Genomic DNA, 24,270 nt, shown 5'->3' with positions numbered 1-24,270 from the left:
ACTGGAAAGTTGGACCATAGGGGGTAATAGTCCTGTAGGTGAAAATAATAATGAACAGTTCTGCACCAGAGTACCACGAGACACGTGAAACCTTGTGGGAAGCAGGGAGGACCACCTCCCAAGGCTAAATACTACCTGATGACCGATAGTGAAGCAGTACCGTGAGGGAAAGGTGAAAAGAACCCCGGGAGGGGAGTGAAATAGAACCTGAAACCATATGCCTACAACCGATCAGAGCACCTTACGTGTGTGATGATGTGCTTTTTGTAGAACGAGCCAACGAGTTACGGTATGTAGCGAGGTTAAGTACTTAAGGTACGGAGCCGAAGGGAAACCGAGTCTTAATAGGGCGATTAGTTGCATGCTGTAGACCCGAAACCGGGTGACCTATCCATGGCCAGGTTGAAGCGAGGGTAAAACCTCGTGGAGGACCGAACCACGTTGCTGTTGAAAAAGCATGGGATGAGCTGTGGATAGCGGAGAAATTCCAATCGAACTCGGATATAGCTGGTTCTCCTCGAAATAGCTTTAGGGCTAGCGTCGGAAAATGTGAGTAGTGGAGGTAGAGCACTGAATAGGCTAGGGGGCATAGCGCTTACCGAACCTTATCAAACTCCGAATGCCATATACTATCAGTCCGGCAGTCAGACTGTGAAAGATAAGTTCCATGGTCAAAAGGGAAACAGCCCAGATCGTCAGCTAAGGTCCCAAAGTGTAAGTTAAGTGGAAAAGGATGTGGGATTTCTAAGACAACTAGGATGTTGGCTTAGAAGCAGCCACTCATTAAAAGAGTGCGTAATAGCTCACTAGTCAAGAGATCCTGCGCCGAAAATGTCCGGGGCTCAAACTTACCACCGAAGCTACGGGTTCACGTTTATACGTGAGCGGTAGAGGAGCGTCGTAATCGGGCTGAAGTCGTACCGAAAGGAGCGGTGGACTGATTACGAGTGAGAATGTTGGCATTAGTAGCGAGATGTAGGTGAGAATCCTACAGGCCGAATATCTAAGGTTTCCTGAGTAAAGTTTGTCTTCTCAGGGTTAGTCGGGACCTAAGGCGAGGCCGAAAGGCGTAGTCGATGGACAATTGGTTGATATTCCAATACCACTATCATCGTTAATATCGAGGGTGTGACGGAGAAGGATAGGATGTGCTAGCTATTGGATGCTAGTCTAAGCGTTTAGGGAGTTGGAATTGGCAAATCCGTTCCAACAATTCTGAGGCGTGATGGGGAAGGTTCCACGGAACCGAAGTATCTGATTCCATGCTTCCAAGAAAAGCATCTAGAGAGAGAAGTAGTGCCCGTACCGCAAACCGACACAGGTAGATGAGGAGAGAATCCTAAGGCCGACGGAAGAATTGCAGTTAAGGAACTAGGCAAATTGACCCCGTAACTTCGGGAGAAGGGGTGCCTGCGAAAGCAGGTCGCAGAGAATAGGCACAAGCAACTGTTTAACAAAAACACAGGTCTCTGCTAAAGCGAAAGCTGATGTATAGGGGCTGACGCCTGCCCGGTGCTGGAAGGTTAAGGGGAATACTTAGCAGTAATGCGAAGGTATGAACTTAAGCCCCAGTAAACGGCGGCCGTAACTATAACGGTCCTAAGGTAGCGAAATTCCTTGTCAGGTAAGTTCTGACCCGCACGAATGGCGTAATGACTTGTGCACTGTCTCAACTGCAAATCCGGCGAAGTTGTAGTGCGAGTGAAGATGCTCGCTACCCGCGATTGGACGGAAAGACCCCGTAGAGCTTTACTGTAGCTTAGCATTGAATTTCGGTATTGTCTGTACAGGATAGGTGGGAGACTGGGAAACTAGGGCGTCAGCTTTAGTGGAGTCGTTGTTGGGATACCACCCTGATAGTATTGAAGTTCTAACTGGATGCCATGAAACTGGTGACAGGACATTGTTAGGTGGGCAGTTTGACTGGGGCGGTCGCCTCCTAAAATGTAACGGAGGCGCCCAAAGGTTCCCTCAGAACGGTCGGAAATCGTTCGAAGAGTGCAAAGGCAGAAGGGAGCCTGACTGCGACACCTACAAGTGGAGCAGGGACGAAAGTCGGGCTTAGTGATCCGGTGGTACCTCGTGGGAGGGCCATCGCTCAACGGATAAAAGCTACCTCGGGGATAACAGGCTGATCTCCCCCAAGAGTTCACATCGACGGGGAGGTTTGGCACCTCGATGTCGGCTCGTCGCATCCTGGGGCTGAAGTAGGTCCCAAGGGTTGGGCTGTTCGCCCATTAAAGCGGCACGCGAGCTGGGTTCAGAACGTCGTGAGACAGTTCGGTCCCTATCCGTCGCGGGCGTAGGAAATTTGAGAGGAGCTGTCCTTAGTACGAGAGGACCGGGATGGACTGACCTATGGTGTACCAGTTGTTTCGCCAGAAGCATAGCTGGGTAGCTAAGTCGGGAAGGGATAAACGCTGAAAGCATCTAAGTGTGAAGCCCCCCTCAAGATGAGATTTCCCATAGCATAAGCTAGTAAGACCCCTTGAAGACTACAAGGTTGATAGGTCAGAGGTGTAAGTGTGGTAACATATTTAGCTGACTGATACTAATAGGTCGAGGGCTTGACCAATAAGTTAAGTTGTAAAACAATACATTAAAAAACTATGTGCAATTTTGAAAGAACAATCTCTTTCAAAAACTGTTAACTGTGAATTGTAAACTGTTAACTGTATAAGATCTCGTGGTGATGGCATAGAGGTAACACTCCTTCCCATTCCGAACAGGAAAGTTAAGGTCTATAGCGCCGATGGTACTGCATGGGAGACTGTGTGGCAGAGTAGGACGTTGCGAGGTAAGATAAAAAGATAGTCGTTTAGGCTATCTTTTTTTGTGTTAAAAAAGGTATAATTATATGAGTTATGAGTTATGAGTTATGAGTTATGAGTTATGAGTTATGAGTTATGAGTTATGAGTTATGAGTTATGAGGAAAGTATAGATATAATACTTACATATAAGAGCAAAAAATGTAGGGTAATATGATTTATATTTTGATATCCTTATATTAAAAGGGAGGGAGATAAATGGATTGGCTTCAAAGAATAAATGGTGCTATGAACTATATTGAAGATAATCTCACAGAGGATATTGATTATAGCAAAATAGCAAAAATTGCCTGCTGTTCATCCTATCATTTTCAGAGAATGTTTTCTTTTATTACTGATGTTACAATGGCAGAATATGTGAGACGAAGAAGGTTGACTTTGGCTGCTTTTGAGCTTCAGAATAGTAAAATAAAAGTGATTGATCTAGCTGTAAAGTATGGATATGAATCTCCAGAATCTTTTAGTAGAGCTTTTCAAAATATGCATGGAGTTACTCCTAGTTTAGCACGAGAAAAAGGAATTCAACTAAAAGCTTATCCAAGAATGTCCTTTCATATTTCAATAAAAGGAGATGTAGAAATGAATTATAAAATTGAAGAAAAGGATTCGTTTAAGGTATTTGGAGTAGAAGAGATAATTGATACTACAGGAGGAAATAATCTTGTTAGAATACCTAGGATGTGGAGTGAATCTTTTGAAAATGGGACATACAAGCGTTTAGAGGATGCAGCTCCAAAAGGACAAATTCAAGGATTATGCAGTGTGAATGCAATAATGTGCTATCGTTGTACTGATACAGATACTTTTCCTTATATGATAGGTGCAATTGATTTTAAGGGAGATGCAGAAGTTCCAGAAGAGTTCACTTCAATTTCTGTACCTGCATTAACTTGGGCTATATTTAAAACTGAAGAGCATAAAGAAGAAGAAACTACTGAAAAGATTCAAGATATATGGAAGCGTATTTTTCCAGAATGGTTTCCCAATTCAGGATATGAGCATGCAGAAGGTCCAGAACTTGAATTATATTATTCTTTAGGTAAAGATAGATGCTATTCAGAAGTGTGGATACCAGTAGTAAAAAAATAGAAAATTGATTTAGGTAAGACTCAGGCAAAAGCTTGGGTCTTATTTTAGGCATACAGAAAAGTAATCGAAAATTGATTTTTTAAATGTAATGTGGTTAAATTGATAGAGATAAGTCACATTCACCAAATTAAGCGTGTATTGTGGAGTATAAGATATATTTAAAAATACTTTTAAGTAAAAGGAGATTAGTACAAATGTTGACATCAATTTTTTTGTTGATATTTCAAGGGATTTCAGGTGGAGTCTCAGGATATATTACAAATAAATATGCAGTAGATATGCTTTTTAAGGAATATACACCATTAAAGTTAGGTGGAGTAATTAAAAAGAAAAAAGAAAAATTTATAGAAGAGATGAGTGAATTAGTTGAAAGAGATGTGATAAATTCTCAGACATTAAAAGCACAAATCTCAAGCAAAAATTTTAATACATATATTGAAAAGATAGCAGAAACTGTTTTTGAAAAAGGGTTAAAAAGTAATCTTGAAAACATTAAAATTAGTGAAATACCTGGTTTTAGTACTACTGTAGCTAAAAGTGAAGAGTTTGCTATAAAAAATCTTAATTTATTCATACCAGAGATACTTGATAATATTGCTAACAACATTAAGTTAGACAATATTATAACTGATGAGCAAGTTTCTAAAATAGCAGAAGCTTGTTATGATTTATTAACAGAGGAAATTGAAACTAATAGTTCTGTAGATGACTTTCTATATAGTCTTTATAAAGAAAATGAAGACATAACACTTTCTAATGTTTTTTCAGATGATATGCAGGAAAAACTTACTACAAATATTATTAATGAAGTTAAGTCTATTATAAAAGAGAATATTTTAAACAATGAAGAAAAATGTAAAATGTTTGTTGATAAGCTTCTTTTAAGTGCAAATGTTGATTTAACTCTTATAAAAGTACAGGGATTAATAGGAGATTATGAACTCAATCAAATTTTTAATAAATCTGATGAAAAGGAGTTTTCAGTAAGTTTATTTAAGAAAATTAATGAATTTATTAAATCTGAGAATGGGAAAAACTTATTAGAAAGTTTAACAAATGACATAATACTAATTGGTAAAGATATAGAATTTACTTTATATGAAATACTTCCAAGTGAAATTGAAGAATCTCTTACAGAATTCATAAGAATAATAATTCCTAAAGTTATGCCATACATTTCAGAATGGATTTCTAGCAATAAGGATAATCTAGATGAAATGATTGAAGAAGCTATTGATGAAGCTATTCAAGGTGTTGATGAGAATATAAAGAAACTCATTATATCAAAAGTTAGAACTGCACTTATGGGGGATATCTCGTCAAAGAATAATATTGTAAGTAAAGTTATTGATTATCTTAATAATAATTTTAATGAGGAATCCTATAGTAAATTAGCTGATTACATAATAGCATATTTAAAGGAAACAAAAGTTAAAGATATTATTATTAATCTTGAAAATAAAAATTTAATTGATTTAGATAAATTAGTGAAGTTTATTATAAAGGAATTTGAATTACATGGTGAAAAGTTAATAGGTAAAATAATAAAATTGCAATTTACTAAAAAGATACATAAAGTTTTCAATGTAGATTTAGTGAAATTATTTAATGAAAAGTTTAAACCAACATTATACAAAAACATATTTGATAATAAAAACAATATAGCAGAAAAATTAAATTATTTAATTGATAATTTCGTTAATTCAAAAATAGATAAAATCTTTAATACTAAGTTGAGTAATCTAATATCAGAGGATTCTGTTAAAAACTATTCTAAAGACATTGGGAAATTAACTCACAAATACATAAATACTGATAATAGTATTATTGAAAGACAAATTAGTGATTATATAAGGTCTGAAGTTAAAAAAGTAGATTTATCATTAAAGCTTAAGGAGTATAAAGTGGATATCTCTGGGTTTATTGTGGATAAGTCTATAGGGCTTATGAGCAAAACTGTGGATAATTATAAAAACTATGAATTAAAACAATTTGTTAATATGAATTTCACTAAAAAACAATTATCAGATATATTAATCAATGAAGGTTATCCACTATTGATTAATAAGTTGCCAGGATTAGTTGATGGAAAGATTAAAGAATTTGTTAAGAATAATTTAAATAAATACAATGAAGATGAAATTTGTGATATAGTTCAAGATTTTATGGGAAATCAGCTAAAACCTCTTTCTGTTTTTGGAGCATTTTTAGGGGTAATAGTAGGAGTAGTGTGGCAATTAATATATCCTATAAGTACATTAGGAAACTTTGGATTCCCTAATAATATTGTAGATGGATTAATATCTTGTGGGGTTATGGCCTTTATTGGTATTATTACAAATGTTATTGCTTTGTGGATGATATTCCATCCATATAAAGAAAACAAGATAGCAGCTAAAATGCCATTTATAAAGAATTTTGCTACAGGATATATTCCAGCACATAAAAATGAATTTGCACTTGGTATGGCAAAATTGATAGATGAGCAATTATTAAATAAAGAAGAGATCAATAAGACTTTTGAATTACAAAAGCATAAGATCCAAACTTCATTAATGCATTTGGTTAAAAACAATGGTTACCAAATATTAATTGAGTATGTTAGAAATAAAAAATCATCTATAACAAATTATGTTTACAAAAAAATATTAAAATATAGTGATGAAAATTCAGATTTATCAAGAAAACTATCGAAATTATTGGGTGAGGTTAAAGTTAATAAAATCTTAAAAGAAGAAAGTGTTTTTGATTTATCAGAGAAGGTAATTAATAATATAATTAAGTTGAAAGATGATTTAGTTAAGTTAGTACAAAATAAAATATCTTCTAATAATAAAGTAAATATTCTTATACCAAAGGCACTTGTTTCTCAATTAGATGAATATGTTGAAGGTGAAACTTCAAAAGTTATTAATGAGAAAATTGAAGCTGTTGGAAATCTAAGTTTTGTAAAACAATATATTTATGAACAATATGAAGATAAATATAATACAACTATTGAAAAATCCTGTGAAGAAATTTTTGATAAAGAATTATTAGTTAATATTAAAAATCAGATGTCTGAAAAAGTTTGTAACTACTTTTATAATGATTTTAAATATCAAGCAGCTAGTTCAGTAAAAGAATTTTTATCTAACGAATTAGATGGAAATAAGGATATTGGATCAATGTTTGATGGGAAAATAAAAACTTTAATCGAGGACAATTTATATCCATTAACTAATTTAGCTTCCAATAAAGTATTAACTTATTTACAAAAATATAAATTTGAAATCACACTAGAGGTTCAAGAAACAATTAAAGATGGATTAAATTTCTTTGAAAAGATAGCTTATGCAAGTTTTGGTGGAGATGAAATAGCAGGAAGAGTTGTAGAAATAATATTGAGTGAAAAACTACCAATAATGTTTAAGTATGAAACTGATAGTATGGTAGAGGTAGCAAAGGCTGCATTTAAAAACAGTATATATCTTGTGAAAATGAGTAGTTTAAAAATTAAAGCGGATGATTTTAATATAGCTATAATAATGGATAATATTTCTGATAAGCTAAATAGAAATATTGAATCAAAAGAATATATTAGTAGGGGTGTAAAACTAATACTAGAGTCTATAAGTTCAACACCTATTGTTGATTACCTTAAGCCATGCAATTTAAATAGTTTAGAATTAATATATAATAAATTTAATAATGAATTTAGAATTATCGAAGAGGATATTTACAATAATATTAAAAATAATAATACAGTATTATCGAAAGAATTAAGTGGATTTTTAAAGGAAGAAATTATTGTACCATTATTAAACTGTGATAATTCCATAATTTTTAATGAAATAAAAGCAATAGAAATTGAAAAAAGTATGGGTAACATTTTAAATTTAGTTACTTTAAGTAAAGAAACTAAGAAGTATCTAAATAGACTTCTAGAAAATATTCATAAAAATACAATTTCAAAATTATCAATTGAAGAGTTCGTTAATATGGATTTATTAAATAAGGATATTAATAATGTTATTAAAAATATTTTTGGCAATAATGAAATTAAGGAAAGAAATATGCTTATTATTAATCAAATTATCAATAATGCAGTAGATGATGGCTTTGATTTTATTTCAGATGAAACTAAGGATTATTTATTAAATAAGACAATAGAAATAGGTTTATATTCAACAAATGAACACATTATACCAGTAGTGCAGGAAGTTGATCTAAGGGATATAACACTTAGACAAATGGATTTACTTAACCCAAAAGAAATTGATGTATTGTTTAATTCTTTTGCTGGAGATCTTTTCTATAAACTTAAGCTTTATGGAGTATTCGGTTTTGTATTTGGAATTAATGTATGGCTTTCAATAATTTTATTGGCGCTTGATATTAAGCACAGCAGTGTGAAGGAGTTAGGAGTTAAGAGCTGAGGATGAAAAGCCTCTGGCTTTTCTTGAATTAAGTTAGTGTAGATATTCTTAAAGGAATTTCTACACTAACTGTAAACTGACTAAAATAACTAAGAATTTCAACGAAGAAATTCACAATAACAATTAATTGTGTTAGAATAGTGAGAGTAAATAAGGAAGTATAACAATTAGTTTTATACTTCCTTTATTATTAAGGAGGAAATTTACTGATGAACAAAATTTCAGACGATATCTTATTTAAGGTTGAAAAGCCAAGTAGATATACAGGTGGGGAATTAAATGAAGTTGTTAAAGACCCAAAAGAAGTTGACATAAGATTTGCATTTTGCTTTCCAGACGTTTATGAAGTTGGAATGTCTCATTTAGGGAGCAGAATACTTTATCATACTATAAATCAAAGACAAGATACATATTGTGAAAGAGCATTTGCACCATGGCCAGATATGGAAGAGCAAATGAGAAAAAATAATATCCCATTATTTACATTGGAGACTAAAGATTCTTTAAAAGAATTTGATATTTTAGGGTTCACTCTTCAATATGAAATGAGCTATACAAACATTTTAAATATGCTTGACTTATCAGGGGTTACCTTAAGAGCATCAGAAAGAGGAGAAGATGAACCTTTAGTTATGGCTGGAGGACCTTGTGCATATAATCCAGAGCCACTTTATGACATCGTTGATTTCTTTGAAATTGGTGAAGGTGAAGAAATGATGGACGATGTTTTAGAGGTTTATAAGAATTATAAAGATAAATGGAATAAGAAAGAATTCTTAAGAGAAATATCTAAAATTCAAGGGATATATGTGCCTTCATTATATGATGTTATTTATAATGAAGATAATACAATAAAAGAATTTAAGCCAAAGTATGAAGATGTTCCGAAGACTGTAAGAAAGAGAATTATTAATAACTATACTAAGGTAGATTTTCCTACAGAAATAATAGTTCCTTATACTGAAATTGTACATGATAGAGTAGTATTAGAATTATTTAGAGGATGTACAAATGGATGTAGATTCTGCCAAGCAGGTATGATTTATAGACCAGTTAGAGAAAAATCCAGAGAAGATTTAAAAGAACTTGCAAGAAAATTAGTTAAGAGCACTGGATATGAAGAAATTTCTCTTTCATCTTTAAGTACTTGTGACTATTCAGATATAAAAGGTTTAATAACAGATTTAATAAATGAACATGAAGATAATAGGGTTGGTATAGCACTTCCTTCAATTAGAGTTGATGCTTTTTCAGTTGACTTACTTAAAGATATTCAAAAGGTAAGAAAAACTGGATTAACTTTTGCTCCAGAAGCTGGATCTCAAAGAATGAGAGACATAATAAATAAAGGGCTTACAGAAGAAAAAATTTTAGAAGCGGCTTCAAGTGCATTTGAAGCAGGTTGGAAGACTTTAAAGCTTTACTTTATGGTTGGTCTTCCATATGAAGAGTTAGAAGACTGCAAAGGCATTGGAGAATTAGCAGAAAAAATTGTATATACATATAAGCAAGTTCCTAATAAGGTAAATAATAATAAAGGGCTAAGACTTACAGTTAGTACATCAATACTAATACCTAAACCATTTACTCCATTCCAATGGGCACCAATGGCTAAGTTTGAAGATGTTACTGAAAAGATTAAGGCGGTTAAAGCTTCAATTAAGTCTAAGTGTATAGTTTATAATTATCATGAGCAAAAGACATCAGTAATGGAATCTGTCTTCGCAAGAGGAGACAGAAGATTATGTGATGTATTAATAAAAGCATTTGAAAAAGGTGCAAGATTTGATGGTTGGAATCAATATTTCAAATTCGATATATGGATGGAATCAATGGAAGAATGTAATTTAAGTCCTGATTTCTATGCATATAGAGAAAGAAGCTATGATGAAGTATTGCCTTGGGATTTCATTGATATTGGAGTTAATAGAAAATATTTAGAAATAGAAAATGAAAAGGCTAAAAAAGTTGAATTAACACAAAACTGTAGAGAAGGCTGTACAGGTTGTGGATTCGATGTAAACTTTAAAGATGGGAAGTGTTTTGAAGGTGCGATACTTAACTAAATTTACTAAAGAAGAAAATATTAAGTTCATATCACATTTAGATGTGCTTAAAACTATTCAAAAAAATATTAGAAGAGCAGGACTACCCATAGAATATTCACAAGGTTTTAATCCACATATGAATACTTCAATAGCACAACCATTATCTGTAGGAGTATATTCAAATGGTGAATATATGGATATGGTGCTTACAACTGAAGTGGATGAAAAAGAAATTATAGATAAATTAAATGAAACAGCACCAAGTGGAATAAAGTATATAAGTGCTACTGCAATTTCTTACAAAGAAGGAGAAAAGAAAGTGCCACAAGCTATGGCATTAATTGATGCAGCTAGATATATTATAAAAGTTAAGTATTCGGATAATACTAAATTAGAAGAAGAAATGAATAAGTTATTAGAAGTTAAAGAATGGATAACAATAAAGAAAACTAAAAAAGGCGAAAAAGAAGTTGATATAAGAGCTTTTGTTAAGGAAATAAGCTTTTGGATAAAAGATGAGTATTTAGTTTTAAATGTAGTATTAAGCACAGGAAGTAGAGAACACTTAAGTGCAGATTTACTAGTAAGTTATATTCAAGAAAAAACATCAAATGCTATGTTAGATTCTTTTATTAATATAAAAAGAGAAGAAATGTATTTCTATAAAAATGATAAACTTGCTCCACTTAGTTCAGTTAAGAGCTCACTGTAAACTGAAAGGCTGGTGTTTAAGAGTGAAAGAAATTTTTATTGAGAGAAGAGAAAAGATTTTAAGAATAGCTATTAAATCTAATAATGAATTGATTGAAAGTATTGTTGAGGAAAATAATAATGAGCCAATAATTGGTGAGATTTATAAAGGAAAAATAAAAAATATTCTCCCAGCTATAAATTCTATTTTTGTGGATATTGGATTAGATAAAGAAGGTTACATGTATTATAGTGAAGAATTAAAAGCTAAAGGTATCAAGAAAGGTGAAGAAATATTAGTTGAAGTAATTAAAGAACCTATTAATGATAAAGGTGCTAAATTAACTTCGAAAGTTTCAATTCCCGGGAAATATGTTGTATTAAATTGCTATGAAAAAGGAATAAATTTTTCTAAAAGAATAGAAGATAATGAAAAAAAGAATATTATTTTAAACAACATTAAACCTTTAGAAAATGCTAGTATAACAATAAGAACTGAAGGCATAAATGTAGATTTAGTAGAGCTTAATGATGAAATAAATAAGCTTTATAAGGAATTTGAAAATATAGATAATAAAATGAAGCATTCTCTAGGTCAGAAAAAACTTTATGGAGAAGACTTAAGTTTAATAAAGATATTAAACAATTCAGATAAAAATGAGACTACTAAAATTTATGTAGATACTGATATTGACTTTGAAAAAATAGAAATGTTTGTAAGAGGGAAAGAAAATATCAAATTAGAAAAACATGATAATTTTAGAAATCTTTTTGACTTCTATGGATTAGAAAAGGAATTATTAAAATTAAGACACAATAAAGTGAATCTACCTTGTGGAGGATACATAGTAATAGATAAAACAGAAGCTATGTATGTAATTGACATTAATACAGGAAAGAATATAAAGGAAAGAAATTTTAATAAAACAATTTTAGAAACTAATTTAGAAGCGGCTAAAGAAATAGGAAAGCAAATACGACTTAGAAATTTAAGTGGAATTATAGTTATAGATTTTATTGATATGAGGGATAAAAGTCAAAAAGATATTGTAATGGATGCGCTTAAGGAAAGTTTAAAATCAGATAAGGGTAATATAAAGATATTTCCTTTTACCCAATTGGATCTAGTTCAAATCGCAAGAAAAAGACAAGGAAAAAGTGTATATGAGTATATGGAAGAAAAGTGTACCTTGTGTAAGGGAAGAGGAATGATTTTAAAGTTATCGTATATTGCTGGTTTAATTAAAAATGACATAGTAAGAATGAAAGAAGAAAATTCTATAGGCTGCTTTCATATAGAATTAGATAATCTTTATAAAGATAGAGTTAATGAAGATATGTTTAATTTTATTAAAGAAATAGAAGCTTTAGATAAAGAAATATATTTAACTTATGTAGATAATATAGAAGGATATAAGATTGAACCGTTAATCTTCCAAGGTCAAAAAGATAATTTAAAAGATTATAAAGTTTCTGTTATTGAAAAATACACACATTAAAAAAGAGCAGCTATGCTGCAATTAAGATCATTTCTTAAAAAAGAGCAGCTATGCACATATAAAAAGAGCAGCTATGCTGCGATACAGAACTATTCTGCAATTAGGATCATTTATAAAAAGGAGTTGTTAATACAGCTCCAATTTTTTTGCAAAAATTTTTAAAAAAAGATACACACCTTTAAAAAGAGCAGCTCTGCTGCAATTAGGATCATCTCTTTAAAAAGAGCAGCTATGCTGCAATTAGGATCATTTATAAAAAGGAGTTATTAATACAGCTCCAAATTTTTTTTGCAAAATTTTTTAAAAAAGATACAACGTTTACATCAACGGTGTTATAATATATATATAAACAAGTATATAATTAAGGGAGGAATAAATATGTTAGGTATAGTTATTCTTTTATGTCTTGTATTAGTTGCTTGTAATGCTTTCTACGATACAGATACAACTCAGCAAAATATGACTGAGATTAAATCAAAATCAAACAAATGATATTAAATAATTTAAATTTTAATTATATTTATAATATAGATTTTTAGCACATAATTTGTAAGCAATTACCAACTTACAAAAATATGTGCTACTTTTTTGTAAGTTGGTAATTGCTTAATATCTGTTAATATTGAATGCTCTAATTTTTAATTATTTCATATATCTATATACCAATTCATAACATCTGCTTTGAGTTGAATGCGACAAAGATGCTTGGTATTCTATTTTTCCTAGTTGGCTTCCAACGCCTTGTAATTCTTCAGATTTTTTAGCCCTATTTTCTTTTTGTGCTATCCATAGAGTTTCTTCTTTGTTTAATCTTTTCATTTCATCAGATGATAATTCTTGTCTTAATAAATCATAGATTTCATTTAATTCTTTATCCCATTCATTATATTCCTTATCTGTTAGGACTAACATATCATGAGTTACACCAGACTCTGCATTTTTATATTCTTGAGATGACTGTATTTCTTTTTCTATGCTATCTAATTTATTCTTATAGTCTTGCTTATTAGCATTTATTTTAATCTTTGAATCTGTCATGTAATTATTCACTAATTCGTAACATCTATCTTTGGTTGACTGGTATAAAGATGAATTGTATGCAACAAGTTCAAATGTTCCACCTTTATAATCTGATGCTGATTTATTTGCTGAAGCTTCTTTTTGATTTATCCACTTAGTTTCTTCGCCTTGTAGATTTTTCATTGTGTTTTGAGGTAATTGCTCTTTTAATAAATTATAAATTTCATTTAATGCTTCATCATACTTTTCATAGGCTTCACCATAATAACTTCGCATAGCATTTGTTATTCCTTCATCTGAAGCTTTCTTTTCTGGTAAATTATCTAATTGCTTTTGTATGAAATCTAATCTTCCTAGAAATTCTTCACGTCTACCATCTATTTTATCTGCTGTTGTTGGTAATGATGACTCAGTATTACTTGTGCTGCCAGTTACTTGCTCATTTTGTTCTACTTTATCTGAATTATTTTGAGCTATTTTAGTATTATTACTAGTGCATCCAACTAATGTATTAAGTGATAATACTATTGAGACAATAATTACAGTTTTTTTATATTTCATTATTATTATTCTCCTTCAGAATACTCTGTTTATTTATAATTCATATAAGTATAATTAAAAAAGTAAAATATTATCAAGGATTTTTCTTCTTTATTAAACGCATTACTTTTTATTGCCTCTAAATCCTCATATGTTATATTATAACTCATATATGAAAGAATTAACTCGTGTATGATGTTAGATATATCATCTAAATTTAATATAGCGCTTATGAGGTTTCTCTTTTTTGTTTTTTCACGACGATAATATGTTAATTATAAAAAATAAATCTGCAGGATAAAGGATTTCTTATTGTAACGCTATTAATTGGCTAAAAAATAATATATGATTTCTTCTTTACACAATGAAAGAAATGTGGTAAACTGGATTTTGTGAACCGCACACGTAAGGTTTTTTTAGAGAACAAAGTTAAATCTTTGTACCAAAAGTGGCGAGACCGTTATGAGGAGGTGTTTTAATGTACGCAGTATTAGCAACAGGAGGAAAACAATACAGAGTTCAAGAAGGAGACGTAATATACGTTGAAAAATTAAGCGCTGATGTTGACTCAACAGTAGAATTAAATGAAGTTTTAGCTGTAGGAACTGAAGAAGGTATCAAAGTTGGTACACCAGTTGTTGAAGGAGCTAAAGTTGTAGCTAAGGTTGCAGCACAAGGTAAGGCAAAGAAGGTTATAGTTTTCAAGTATAAGTCTAAAAAAGACTATAGAAGAAAAAATGGACATAGACAACCTTACACTAAGCTAGTAATCGAAAAAATCGAAGCTTAATATTATGATTAGTGTCAAAATTAATCAACACAAAGATAATATTGTTGGTTTTATAATAGATAATCATGCTATGCCAGCTGATCGTGACTTTCAAAATGATGTTGCATTAGTAGGTGAGGCGTTTGATATGGTATGCAATTCTGTATCAGTACTTTCTCAAAGTGTGGTTATTGGTTTGGATGAAGTTTTAATGCTTAATTCAACATATGAAATCAGTGATGGATACTTAAAACTAGATCTTCAAGATTTTAATCAAGAAGAAATAGAACAAGCGCAAGTTTTACTAAAAACTTTTGAAAAAAGCTTGGAAAGTGTTATTTTAAGTTTGGATGAAACTTTTGGATGCAAAAGACGTAGAGAATATATAACTTTAATGAAAGAGGAGGTGTAGTCACATGCTAATTATGAACCTTCAATTATTCGCTCATAAAAAAGGGGTTGGTAGTTCTAAGAATGGTAGAGACTCTGAATCTAAGAGATTAGGAGCTAAATCTGCTGATGGAGAATTTGTTCTAGCTGGAAACATTCTTTATAGACAAAGAGGAACTAAGATCCACCCAGGTGAAAATGTTGGAAGAGGTAAAGATGATACTTTATTTGCTAAGATCGATGGAATTGTTAAATTCGAAAGACTTGGTAGAGATAAGAAGAAAGCAAGTGTTTACCCAGTAGACGTTGAAGCAATAGCTGAATAATTATTAAGAAATAAAGCACTCTTAATTTAAGAGTGCTTTTTTATATGATATGATATAATGAGATATAATATTATACATATAAAAAAGTTATACAATGATTATTAGAAGCGTATTTACATAATAATTAATTTTTTGATATATAAGTTCTAATTAAGATTATACATCTCAATTCAAGAAATCCTGAAGGGGTTCTTTATTGATTGATAATTGAACAATGATAATTGGAATATATATTACGTTGTAGAGAGAATATATTATATTGTGATTAGGAAGACTTTAATTATTGTAGTAATTATTAATAGGAAAAATATATAAAGAAAGGTGATTATATATGTTTATAGATAAAGCCAAGGTTTTTGTTAAATCAGGAAAAGGCGGCGATGGTGCTATTTCATTTAGAAGAGAAAAATATGTACCATTAGGCGGTCCTGATGGTGGTGATGGAGGAAAAGGCGGAAGCATAATTTTCCAAGTTGAGACAGGTATAACTACATTGATGGATTTTAAATATAAAAAGAGATTTATTGCAGAACCAGGTGAAAATGGTGGAGGCCAAAAGTGCTATGGTAAAGATGGTCAAAGTCTTTACATTAAAGTACCAATGGGAACTATCATAAGAGAAGCTGAAAGCAATAAAATAATTGCAGACCTTTCTCATAAAGGTCAAGAATTAGTTCTACTTAGAGGTGGAAAAGGTGGAAAGGGTAATGTTAAATTTGCTACACCTACAAAGCAAGCACCTCATTATGCTGAACCAGGAATGCCAGGAGACGAATTAAACATAGTATTAGAATTAAAGTTACTTGCTGACGTTGGACTTTTAGGCTTCCCTAACGTTGGAAAATCAACATTTCTTTCTATGACAACAAAGGCAAAACCAAAGATTGCAAATTACCACTTCACAACATTAAATCCTAATTTAGGAGTAGTTGCTGTAAATGGCATTGAACCATTTGTAATGGCAGATATTCCAGGAATAATAGAAGGAGCAGCAGAAGGTGTTGGTCTTGGAATACAATTTTTAAGACATATTGAAAGAACAAGACTTTTAATTCATGTAGTTGATATTTCAGGAATTGAAGGAAGAGAACCTTTTGAAGACTTTGTAAAGATCAATGAAGAATTGAAAAAGTACTCTGTTAAGCTTTGGGATAGACCACAAATAGTAGTAGCTAATAAGAGTGATATGCTTTATGATGAAAGCGTATTTGAAGACTTTAAAAAGAAAGTTCAAGAAATGGGCTTTGATAAAGTGTTTAAAATGTCAGCAGCTACAAATGAAGGTGTTGAAGCTGTAATGAAAGAAGCAGCAAGAATGCTTAAAGAAATTCCAGTTAAAGAATTAGAAATTGCAGAAGATGAAATGTATATCCCAGAAGAAAAGAGATTTACTTATGAGATTACCGTTGAAAACAATGCAGAAGAAGGTTATGATGTTTACGTAGTTGAAGGTACATTTGTAGACAGATTATTAAGCGCTGTTAATGTAAATGATGCTGACTCATTAAGATATTTCCATAAAGTTCTTAGAAATAAAGGTATCTTTGATGAACTTAGAGAAATGGGAATTAAAGATGGAGATATGGTAAGATTAAACGACTTTGAATTTGAATACGTACTTTAGTCAGTTAAGAGTTAAGAGTTAGGAGTCATGGTAGAAACGCCTAAGGCGTTTCAAAAATATAATTTAGAAATTACGAAGTAATTTCATCCACAACTCTGAACTCATAACTCAAAACTCATAACTGTCTCAAACCCCCTGGGATAATTAAATTAATACAACATAATATGTTGAGAAAGAATTTAGGAGGAACATAAAAATGATAACAGGAAAACAAAGAGCTTATTTAAGAGGCTTGGCTAATAATTTAACACCTATATTTCAAATTGGTAAAAATGGTGTTGAAGAAAACTTTTTAATACAACTTAAGCAGGCATTAGAAGCTAGAGAATTAATAAAAATAAAAGTTCTAGAAAATAGTGGCTTAGATACTAGAGAAACTTCAGATATGATTTGTAAAGCAATTAAATGTGAAGGAATTCAAGCAATTGGAAATAAAATAGTTTTATATAAGCAATCAAGTAATCTTAAAAAAAGAAAAATTGAATTACCAACTAAATAAATTTAATATTGTTGGGAACAACTAATAAAAGAAGCTAGATAAAAATAGCTTCTTTTTTAAAATTTAAGATAATATAAATAATATTTTAAGTCCTTCATGATATAATGAAAAAGGAAATTTAATCTAAAAATGAATTAACTTTTGGAGGAAAGCTTATGAAACGTTATGGTATAATAGGTGGGACATTTGATCCTATTCATTATGCACATTTATATATAGCTTATGAAGCTAAAGAACAATTAGATTTAGATGAAGTTATTTTTATGCCAGCAGGAAAACAACCATTTAAACTTAATAATATAGTTACAGATTCAGAATTGAGATATGATATGGTTAAAGCTGCTATAGAGCCTTTTGATAATTTTTCTGTTTCTAAATATGAAATAGATAAAGGTGGAATTAGTTTTACTTATGAAACCCTAGAATATTTTAAGAAAAAAAGTATTAATGAAGATGAAGAAAGTGAATTGTTTTTTATAACAGGAGCTGATTGTCTGCTTAATATTGAGGAATGGAAAGAGGTTGAAAAAATATTTTCATTGGCAACTCTTGTTGTATTTTCAAGGGAAAGCATGAGTCAAACAGAAATAGTAAATAGAAAAAAAATAATAGAAGATAAATTTAATAAAAAGATAATTTATTTGGAGCTTAATAAATTAGAAATATCTTCAACAGAAATAAGAGAAAGAGTAAGTCAAAATAAGAGAATTGATTTTTTTGTACCTAAAAAGGTAATGGATATTATTTCAGAAAATAGTTTATATACCAAATAAGAATATTTTAATGGCGTAAATAACAGTGAGAAAGAAATTATTAAGATATTTATATTGTAAAAATGTTAAAGACTTAAGGATTTCTGAAGGAAATCGCCAATCATTTATAATTGGAATATATATTTAATTAAATTACTAGATATAGGAGGAGAGGCATTTGTTATCTATAGAAGAAATGAAAATATATCTTAAGGAAAATTTAATGGAGAAACGTTATATTCATACTTTAGGAGTAGCAGAGACAGCAAAAAAATTAGCAAAATTAAATGGCGTTTCTGAAGAAAAAGCTGAAATTGCAGGTCTTGCACATGATGTTGCAAAAAATTTATCTATAGAAAAAATGAAAAATATAATAGAACAGAATGGAATTATTTTATCAAAAATAGAAGAGAATAATCCTAGCTTATGGCATAGTATAATAGCTCACATAGAAGCAAAAGATAAGTTGAAAATTGAAGATGAAGAAATTTTAGATGCAATAAGATGGCATACTACAGGAAAAGAAAATATGTCAACCTTAACTAAAATTATATACATAGCAGATATGATTGAACCAGGCAGGAAGTTTGAAGGAGTAGAAGAACTTAGAAAAGTTACTTTTGAAGATTTAGATAAAGGCGTTTATGCTGGATTAAATGGAAGTTTAAAGGTTTTGTTAGTAAGTAACCTATTAATAGATGACAATACTATAAAGGCAAGAAATTATTTCTTATTTAATAGCAATGTCAAAGCATAGAGTGAAATACTATATTATGTTAGTCATAATGTGTTTCAAGAGGTGAAAATATGAGGAGAAGACAGAAAAGTAAAAATAAAATTTTATGGTTTTTAAATATATTTAGAAAAGACAATGATTCTGTGTCAGTAAAAGAAAAAATAGCTCTTGGAGTAATATCACTTATAATAACATTTATTATATTCTCAATGCTGTCAGGTGCATATGCACTAATGAAGATTGGTAGTAAATCAATGCCAAGCAGTACAAAGGCAGCATCAGATAAACCAGTAAATATTTTGATTTTAGGAACAGATATAGGAAACGTAAAGCAGGTTGATAATCAAGGAGACAAGCGGACAGATACTATAATGGTTGCTAATTATAATCCACAAAATAAAACCTTACATATTGTATCAATTCCAAGAGATACTTTAATAAATGTAAATGGCAAAAATGCTAAAATAAATGCGGCTTATGAAATTGGAGGGTATCAAAAGATTAAATCAGAAGTCGAAAACATATTGAATGTAAATATAAATTATATGGTTAAAATTGATTACAATGCCTTTGATGAAATTATTGATGCCATTGGAGGGGTTGATATGGAAATTGATAGAAATATGATTTATGATGATGAAGCTCAAAATTTACATATTAATTTTAAAGCAGGAGAAACAGCTCATTTAGATGGAAAGAAAGCAGAAGAATTCTTTAGGTGGAGAAAGAATAATGATGGAAGTGGATTTGCCAATGGTGATTTAGATAGAATAGAAAATCAGCATAAATTTATATCAAGCGTTGTTAGTAAGTGTACAAGTCCTCTAATAATATTCAGAATGCCAGGCATAATGTCAGCGATAGGTAATAATGTAGAAACTAATATGTCATCTTTTGAGGTGTTAAGCTATGGTACTAAATTTATGGGGTTAAAAAAAGATAATGTGATAATGAGTACAATTGCAGGAACACCAAAGACTCTAAATGGACAATCATATTTGATTTTTGATAAGAATGCAAATAAAAGTTTATTATCATCACTTGCATCATCAGAAGTACCATCATCTTTAAAGAATTTAACTTCAAGTGAATCAAAGAGTGATATTAAGATAAAAATAATAAATGGAACTAAAACTAGTGGTTTAGCTGCTAAGGCGGCAGAAAAGTTAAAGAATGCTGGATATACAAAGGTTGATACTGGAAATGGCGAAGCAAGTGAAAAAAGCGTTGTACTTTCAAATGATAGCGAAAATGTAAATGAAATAAAGCAAGTTTTAAACATTAATGAAGTTGATAAGAAGGAAAACAAGGCTGAATATAATGATTACGATGTGATTATAGTTTTAGGAAAGAAAAATAATTAAGTAAAAATTATGCAAGGAGCAGATAAGCTGAATGAGTATTTTAGAAAAGCATGTTGATAAAATAGAACAAGGAACTAAAATAAGAGAATATTTAAAAACAGAACTTGGATTATCTACAAGATTAATTAGAAGTGCATCTATTAATCAAAAGATATTTGTTAATGATAAAGTTGTAAAGATGAATAGAGTGCTAAATCCTGGAGAAATAATAAAAATTGATTTAGCAAAAGATGAAAGTCAAGATATAGCTCCAGAAAAAATGGATATAGATATAGTGTATGAAGATGAAGATATATTGGTGGTTAATAAGAAGCCTTTTATGGTGGTTCATCCTACAAAAAGCTATCAAAGTGGAACGCTTGCTAATGGAGTTATTAATTATTTTATGGAAAGTGGCCAAAACTATATAGTTCGACTAGTTTCTAGATTAGATATGAATACTTCAGGTCTTATAATTATTGCAAAAAATCAATTTTCTCATGGAATGTTATCAAAAGAGATGACTGAAAATAAAGTGGAGAAAAGATATTTAGCAATAGTCCATGGAATAATGAAAGAAAAGCAAGGGACAATTGATCTCCCTATATATAAACCAGAAGGAATTGAAATGGGGACTCGCAGGGTTATAGATGAAAGAGGTCAAAGAAGCATAACTCACTATAAAGTTGTAGAAGAATTTAAAGCTGCAAGCTTAGTGGAATGCAAGCTTGAAACTGGAAGAACTCATCAGATAAGAGTTCATTTAGGCCATTTAGGACACTCTATATATGGGGATGTGTTATATGGAGATGGAGATAATGAAGGAGATTTAATTAAGAGGCAGGCATTACATGCATATGGCTTAAACTTCAAATCACCAAGAAGTGGAGAAGAACTGGCACTTAGAGCAGAACTTCCAGAGGATATGAAAGAATTGATTAGCAAATTAAGATAGATAATATAATAGTTCTATGTTAGTTATTATCTATGAAAGATACAAAATTTTTAATATTAAACATTAGGCACAATTGCCTTATTTTTAAATTGTAAAGAATCAAAAGTCACATTGTTCAAATGAATAATGTGATTTTTTTATAGAGGACAGAAAAAATACACATAGCACTATTATCATGTAAGAGGAAGGGGGAAACAAATTGGCTTATAAGATTCTATTGGTGGAAGATGAAAAAAGGATGCAAGAGATAATCAAAGACTATTTTGAAATAAAAGAATGTGAGGTGGTTTGTGCAAATGATGGAATTGAAGCTTTGGAAGTAATGGAAAGTGAGAGTTTTGATTTAGTGTTACTAGATATTATGATGCCTAAGCTAGATGGTTTTTCAGTTTGTGAAAGAATTCGAAAAGAGAAGTTGGAAGGTTCTTTAAATAGCAGTGATATACCTATTATTTTTATCACAGCAAAAAGTGATGAAGATGACAATCTTTATGGCTATAAACTAGGAGCTGATGATTATATTACTAAACCATTCTCATTAAAGGTATTGTATGCTAAATGCATTTCTTTGATTAAAAGATCAAAAGGAATAATGTTAGAGGACAAGCTTTATGCAGATGAGATTTGTTTGGAATGCAAAACTCATAGAGTTTATGTAGATAACGAAGAAATCTCGCTTCCTAAGATGGAATATGATTTACTTTATTATTTCATTGTGAATAAAAATAGGATTATAGAAAGGGAACAGCTATTAATTAAGTTTTGGGGATATGATTTTGATGGAAATGATAGAGTACTGGATACACATATTAAAAAGCTAAGAAGGGCATTGGGAGAAAGTGCACATCATTTACATACGATCATAAAAGTTGGATATAAATTTGAGGTGAGGAAGGATGAAAACTAAAAAGGCATTTAAAAGTATATTTTTAAAGACAGCTCTTATGTTTTTTACGTTTTACTTTATTGTTGCAATCGTGTTTACTGGAATATACTATAAATCGAAAGTAGATGAAAATAATACAAAATTTGCGTATATGCAAAGTGTTTTGCAAGATAGAATATCTGATAATATAAATAATATTGAATATGAAAGATTATCAGAAAATAGAAATGGACTTTGGTGGAATGATGGAAAAAGTGAAAATGCTTTAAATAAAGATATAAATAATCTAGCTATAATAAATGGAGAAGTATCACATTTTACATCAGGTTTTAGTAAGGAGATGTTTTCTAGAACGGATTTATATAATGAAGATTTTAATATAATAGCTGATTCAAGAAATTTGTTGTGGATAGGAAGAGAAGAAATTGAAAAATCTAAGAGCGATCATTGTTATGTAAGTAGATATATTGATTTAGATAAGTATTTTTCAGAGGATGAAGAAATAGAATTATTCAAATATCAAAACCCAAATAATTCTCAAGGATATTTTATTAAAGGTCAGGGGTATATTAATGGGACTGAAATTATACCAGAAGTGTTAGAGATTTATAAAGGAAGCAATGATGGTCCAGTAACTGCAGATGAAGGGATAGAAAATGGAGAAAAAATTAAAACATATAATTTTAATGTAGAAGGAGTACAGGGATTAAAAAAAGTAGATATAAGTGATTATTTTAATCCTAATTGGGAGATTCATTATAATAGTGATATTTATAATACAGCAAATAGCAGTGATTTATATAAGAAAATTTTTCAAAGATATAACAATTTAAAAGAGCCAAAAGGAGCGGAAATAAAAGCTCTAGTTGATGAGAATGGACATCTTAATGTTAGGAATAATATTAATAAAACATTCTGGAAAGTTAATTACGATTATATTAATAACTTAAACATTAATAATCATAATTATTATTTGGGATTAAAGGCAGACTATTACCCATGGGAGGATATAATTCCAAAAGCTATACCATTGTATTTAGTTTCATTTATAATGGTTCTCGCTATGACAATAATTTTAACAAAGGCTTTATACAAGACATATGAAAAGCAGGAAATGATAGAGAAAAATAGACGAGAACTTACAAGTGCTATAGCTCATGAATTAAAAACTCCTCTGGGAATTATAAGGACTTATGGAGAAGGTCTTAAAGAAAAGATAGCAGAAGATAAAAGGGACAAGTATTTAGATGTAATAATAGATGAAACCTATAAGATGGATAAGATAGTTTTAGAAATGCTGGATTTATCTAAAATGGAAGCTAAAGCATATGAGCTAAAAATAGAAGAGTTTTGTATAAATAAGCTGATAGAAGAAATTTTAAAAAAGCATGAAAAGATATTTGATGAGAAGAACATTCATATAAATTATTCGGCAGATAAAGTATATAATTTAAGTGCTGACTATATGCTTATAGAGAGAGTTGTAAATAATCTGATTTCTAATGCTGTATATCATACGGAAGAAAACAAAACAATAAGTATAATATTAAATAATAATACTTTTAATATTGAAAATGAAGGTCAGCATATTCCAAAAGATAAAATAAATTTAATATGGGATACTTTTTATAGAGCTGATAGCTCAAGGGATAGAAGTGAAAGAAGAACAGGTATTGGATTAGCTATAGTTAAAAATATTTTACAGCTTCATAGTTTAAGTTATGGTTTAGAAAACTCAGAGATTGGAGTAAAGTTTTGGTTCAAATTTTCTAGTGTTTAGTTAAGAAAACATTATTGAAGCAAAATAAATCAAGAAGATAGTAGTTTGAAATTGAATTGATCTACTATTTTCTTGAT

17 protein-coding genes and 2 rRNA genes (1 of these 19 running past the window's edge) are annotated in these 24,270 nt (G+C 30.4%); 18 read left to right on the top strand and 1 reads right to left on the bottom strand.

Annotation, left to right across the window (positions count from 1 at the left end):
* The 7 genes from CSPA_RS25310 to CSPA_RS25280 all read left to right on the top strand — a co-directional run.
* Positions 1-2,575, top strand: a 23S ribosomal RNA gene (locus CSPA_RS25310) (it extends 335 nt beyond the left edge of the window).
* A gap of 107 nt (positions 2,576-2,682) precedes the next feature.
* Positions 2,683-2,799 (top strand): 5S ribosomal RNA (gene rrf, locus CSPA_RS25305).
* Positions 2,800-3,027: 228 nt separating this feature from the next.
* Entirely contained in the window at positions 3,028-3,918 is an 891-nt protein-coding gene (locus CSPA_RS25300; RefSeq protein ID WP_015395264.1) for an AraC family transcriptional regulator, read from the top strand.
* Between the two features lie 194 nt (positions 3,919-4,112).
* Positions 4,113-8,336 (top strand): DUF445 family protein, encoded by a 4,224-nt coding sequence (locus CSPA_RS25295; RefSeq protein WP_015395263.1) that lies wholly within the window; start codon positions 4,113-4,115, stop codon positions 8,334-8,336.
* Positions 8,337-8,545: 209 nt separating this feature from the next.
* Positions 8,546-10,402 (top strand): TIGR03960 family B12-binding radical SAM protein, encoded by a 1,857-nt coding sequence (locus tag CSPA_RS25290; RefSeq protein ID WP_015395262.1) that lies wholly within the window; start codon positions 8,546-8,548, stop codon positions 10,400-10,402.
* Positions 10,386-11,096, top strand: a complete 711-nt coding sequence (locus tag CSPA_RS25285) for a TIGR03936 family radical SAM-associated protein (protein WP_015395261.1) — start codon at positions 10,386-10,388, stop codon at positions 11,094-11,096. Before CSPA_RS25290 ends, CSPA_RS25285 begins: the two co-directional genes overlap by 17 nt.
* Before the next feature lie 22 nt (positions 11,097-11,118).
* A complete protein-coding gene (locus CSPA_RS25280; RefSeq protein ID WP_017810344.1) occupies positions 11,119-12,573 on the top strand; it encodes an Rne/Rng family ribonuclease in 1,455 nt (484 codons plus the stop codon).
* Positions 12,574-13,215: 642 nt separating this feature from the next.
* Here the strand turns inward: CSPA_RS25280 and CSPA_RS25275 are convergent.
* Positions 13,216-14,154: a lysozyme inhibitor LprI family protein gene (locus CSPA_RS25275; protein WP_015395258.1), complete on the bottom strand. Its 939-nt coding sequence runs from the start codon at positions 14,152-14,154 to the stop codon at positions 13,216-13,218.
* 457 nt (positions 14,155-14,611) lie between these two features.
* Here CSPA_RS25275 and rplU point away from each other — a divergent pair, with 457 nt between their 5' ends.
* From rplU to CSPA_RS25220, 11 genes are all read left to right on the top strand, one after another.
* Positions 14,612-14,923: a 50S ribosomal protein L21 gene (gene rplU, locus CSPA_RS25270; protein ID WP_015395257.1), complete on the top strand. Its 312-nt coding sequence runs from the start codon at positions 14,612-14,614 to the stop codon at positions 14,921-14,923.
* 4 nt (positions 14,924-14,927) lie between these two features.
* Positions 14,928-15,314: a ribosomal-processing cysteine protease Prp gene (locus CSPA_RS25265; protein WP_015395256.1), complete on the top strand. Its 387-nt coding sequence runs from the start codon at positions 14,928-14,930 to the stop codon at positions 15,312-15,314.
* Between the two features lie 4 nt (positions 15,315-15,318).
* Positions 15,319-15,618, top strand: coding sequence for a 50S ribosomal protein L27 (rpmA, locus tag CSPA_RS25260; RefSeq protein ID WP_015395255.1), 300 nt, complete (start codon positions 15,319-15,321; stop codon positions 15,616-15,618).
* A 331-nt stretch (positions 15,619-15,949) separates the two neighbouring features.
* Entirely contained in the window at positions 15,950-17,242 is a 1,293-nt protein-coding gene (gene obgE, locus CSPA_RS25255; protein WP_015395254.1) for a GTPase ObgE, read from the top strand.
* 196 nt (positions 17,243-17,438) lie between these two features.
* Positions 17,439-17,741, top strand: coding sequence for a ribosome assembly RNA-binding protein YhbY (yhbY, locus tag CSPA_RS25250; protein WP_015395253.1), 303 nt, complete (start codon positions 17,439-17,441; stop codon positions 17,739-17,741).
* A 155-nt stretch (positions 17,742-17,896) separates the two neighbouring features.
* On the top strand, positions 17,897-18,514 hold the full coding sequence (gene nadD, locus CSPA_RS25245; protein WP_015395252.1) for a nicotinate-nucleotide adenylyltransferase: 618 nt from the start codon (positions 17,897-17,899) through the stop codon (positions 18,512-18,514).
* Positions 18,515-18,671: 157 nt separating this feature from the next.
* Positions 18,672-19,250, top strand: a complete 579-nt coding sequence (yqeK, locus tag CSPA_RS25240) for a bis(5'-nucleosyl)-tetraphosphatase (symmetrical) YqeK (RefSeq protein WP_015395251.1) — start codon at positions 18,672-18,674, stop codon at positions 19,248-19,250.
* Positions 19,251-19,300: 50 nt separating this feature from the next.
* The gene (locus CSPA_RS25235; protein WP_015395250.1) at positions 19,301-20,593 is read left to right on the top strand and encodes an LCP family protein; all 1,293 of its coding nucleotides are present in this window, start codon (positions 19,301-19,303) and stop codon (positions 20,591-20,593) included.
* 31 nt (positions 20,594-20,624) lie between these two features.
* Positions 20,625-21,527, top strand: a complete 903-nt coding sequence (locus tag CSPA_RS25230) for an RluA family pseudouridine synthase (protein WP_015395249.1) — start codon at positions 20,625-20,627, stop codon at positions 21,525-21,527.
* Between the two features lie 199 nt (positions 21,528-21,726).
* Positions 21,727-22,434 carry a response regulator transcription factor gene (locus tag CSPA_RS25225; RefSeq protein WP_015395248.1) on the top strand — a complete coding sequence of 236 codons (708 nt, stop codon included), beginning with the start codon at positions 21,727-21,729 and terminating at the stop codon, positions 22,432-22,434.
* A complete protein-coding gene (locus tag CSPA_RS25220) occupies positions 22,424-24,193 on the top strand; it encodes a sensor histidine kinase (protein ID WP_015395247.1) in 1,770 nt (589 codons plus the stop codon). Before CSPA_RS25225 ends, CSPA_RS25220 begins: the two co-directional genes overlap by 11 nt.
* Positions 24,194-24,270 lie beyond the last annotated feature (77 nt).

The sequence above is a fragment of the Clostridium saccharoperbutylacetonicum N1-4(HMT) genome (assembly GCF_000340885.1).
Classification (GTDB): domain Bacteria; phylum Bacillota; class Clostridia; order Clostridiales; family Clostridiaceae; genus Clostridium; species Clostridium saccharoperbutylacetonicum.
This window is presented reverse-complemented; position numbering and strand designations above follow the sequence as displayed.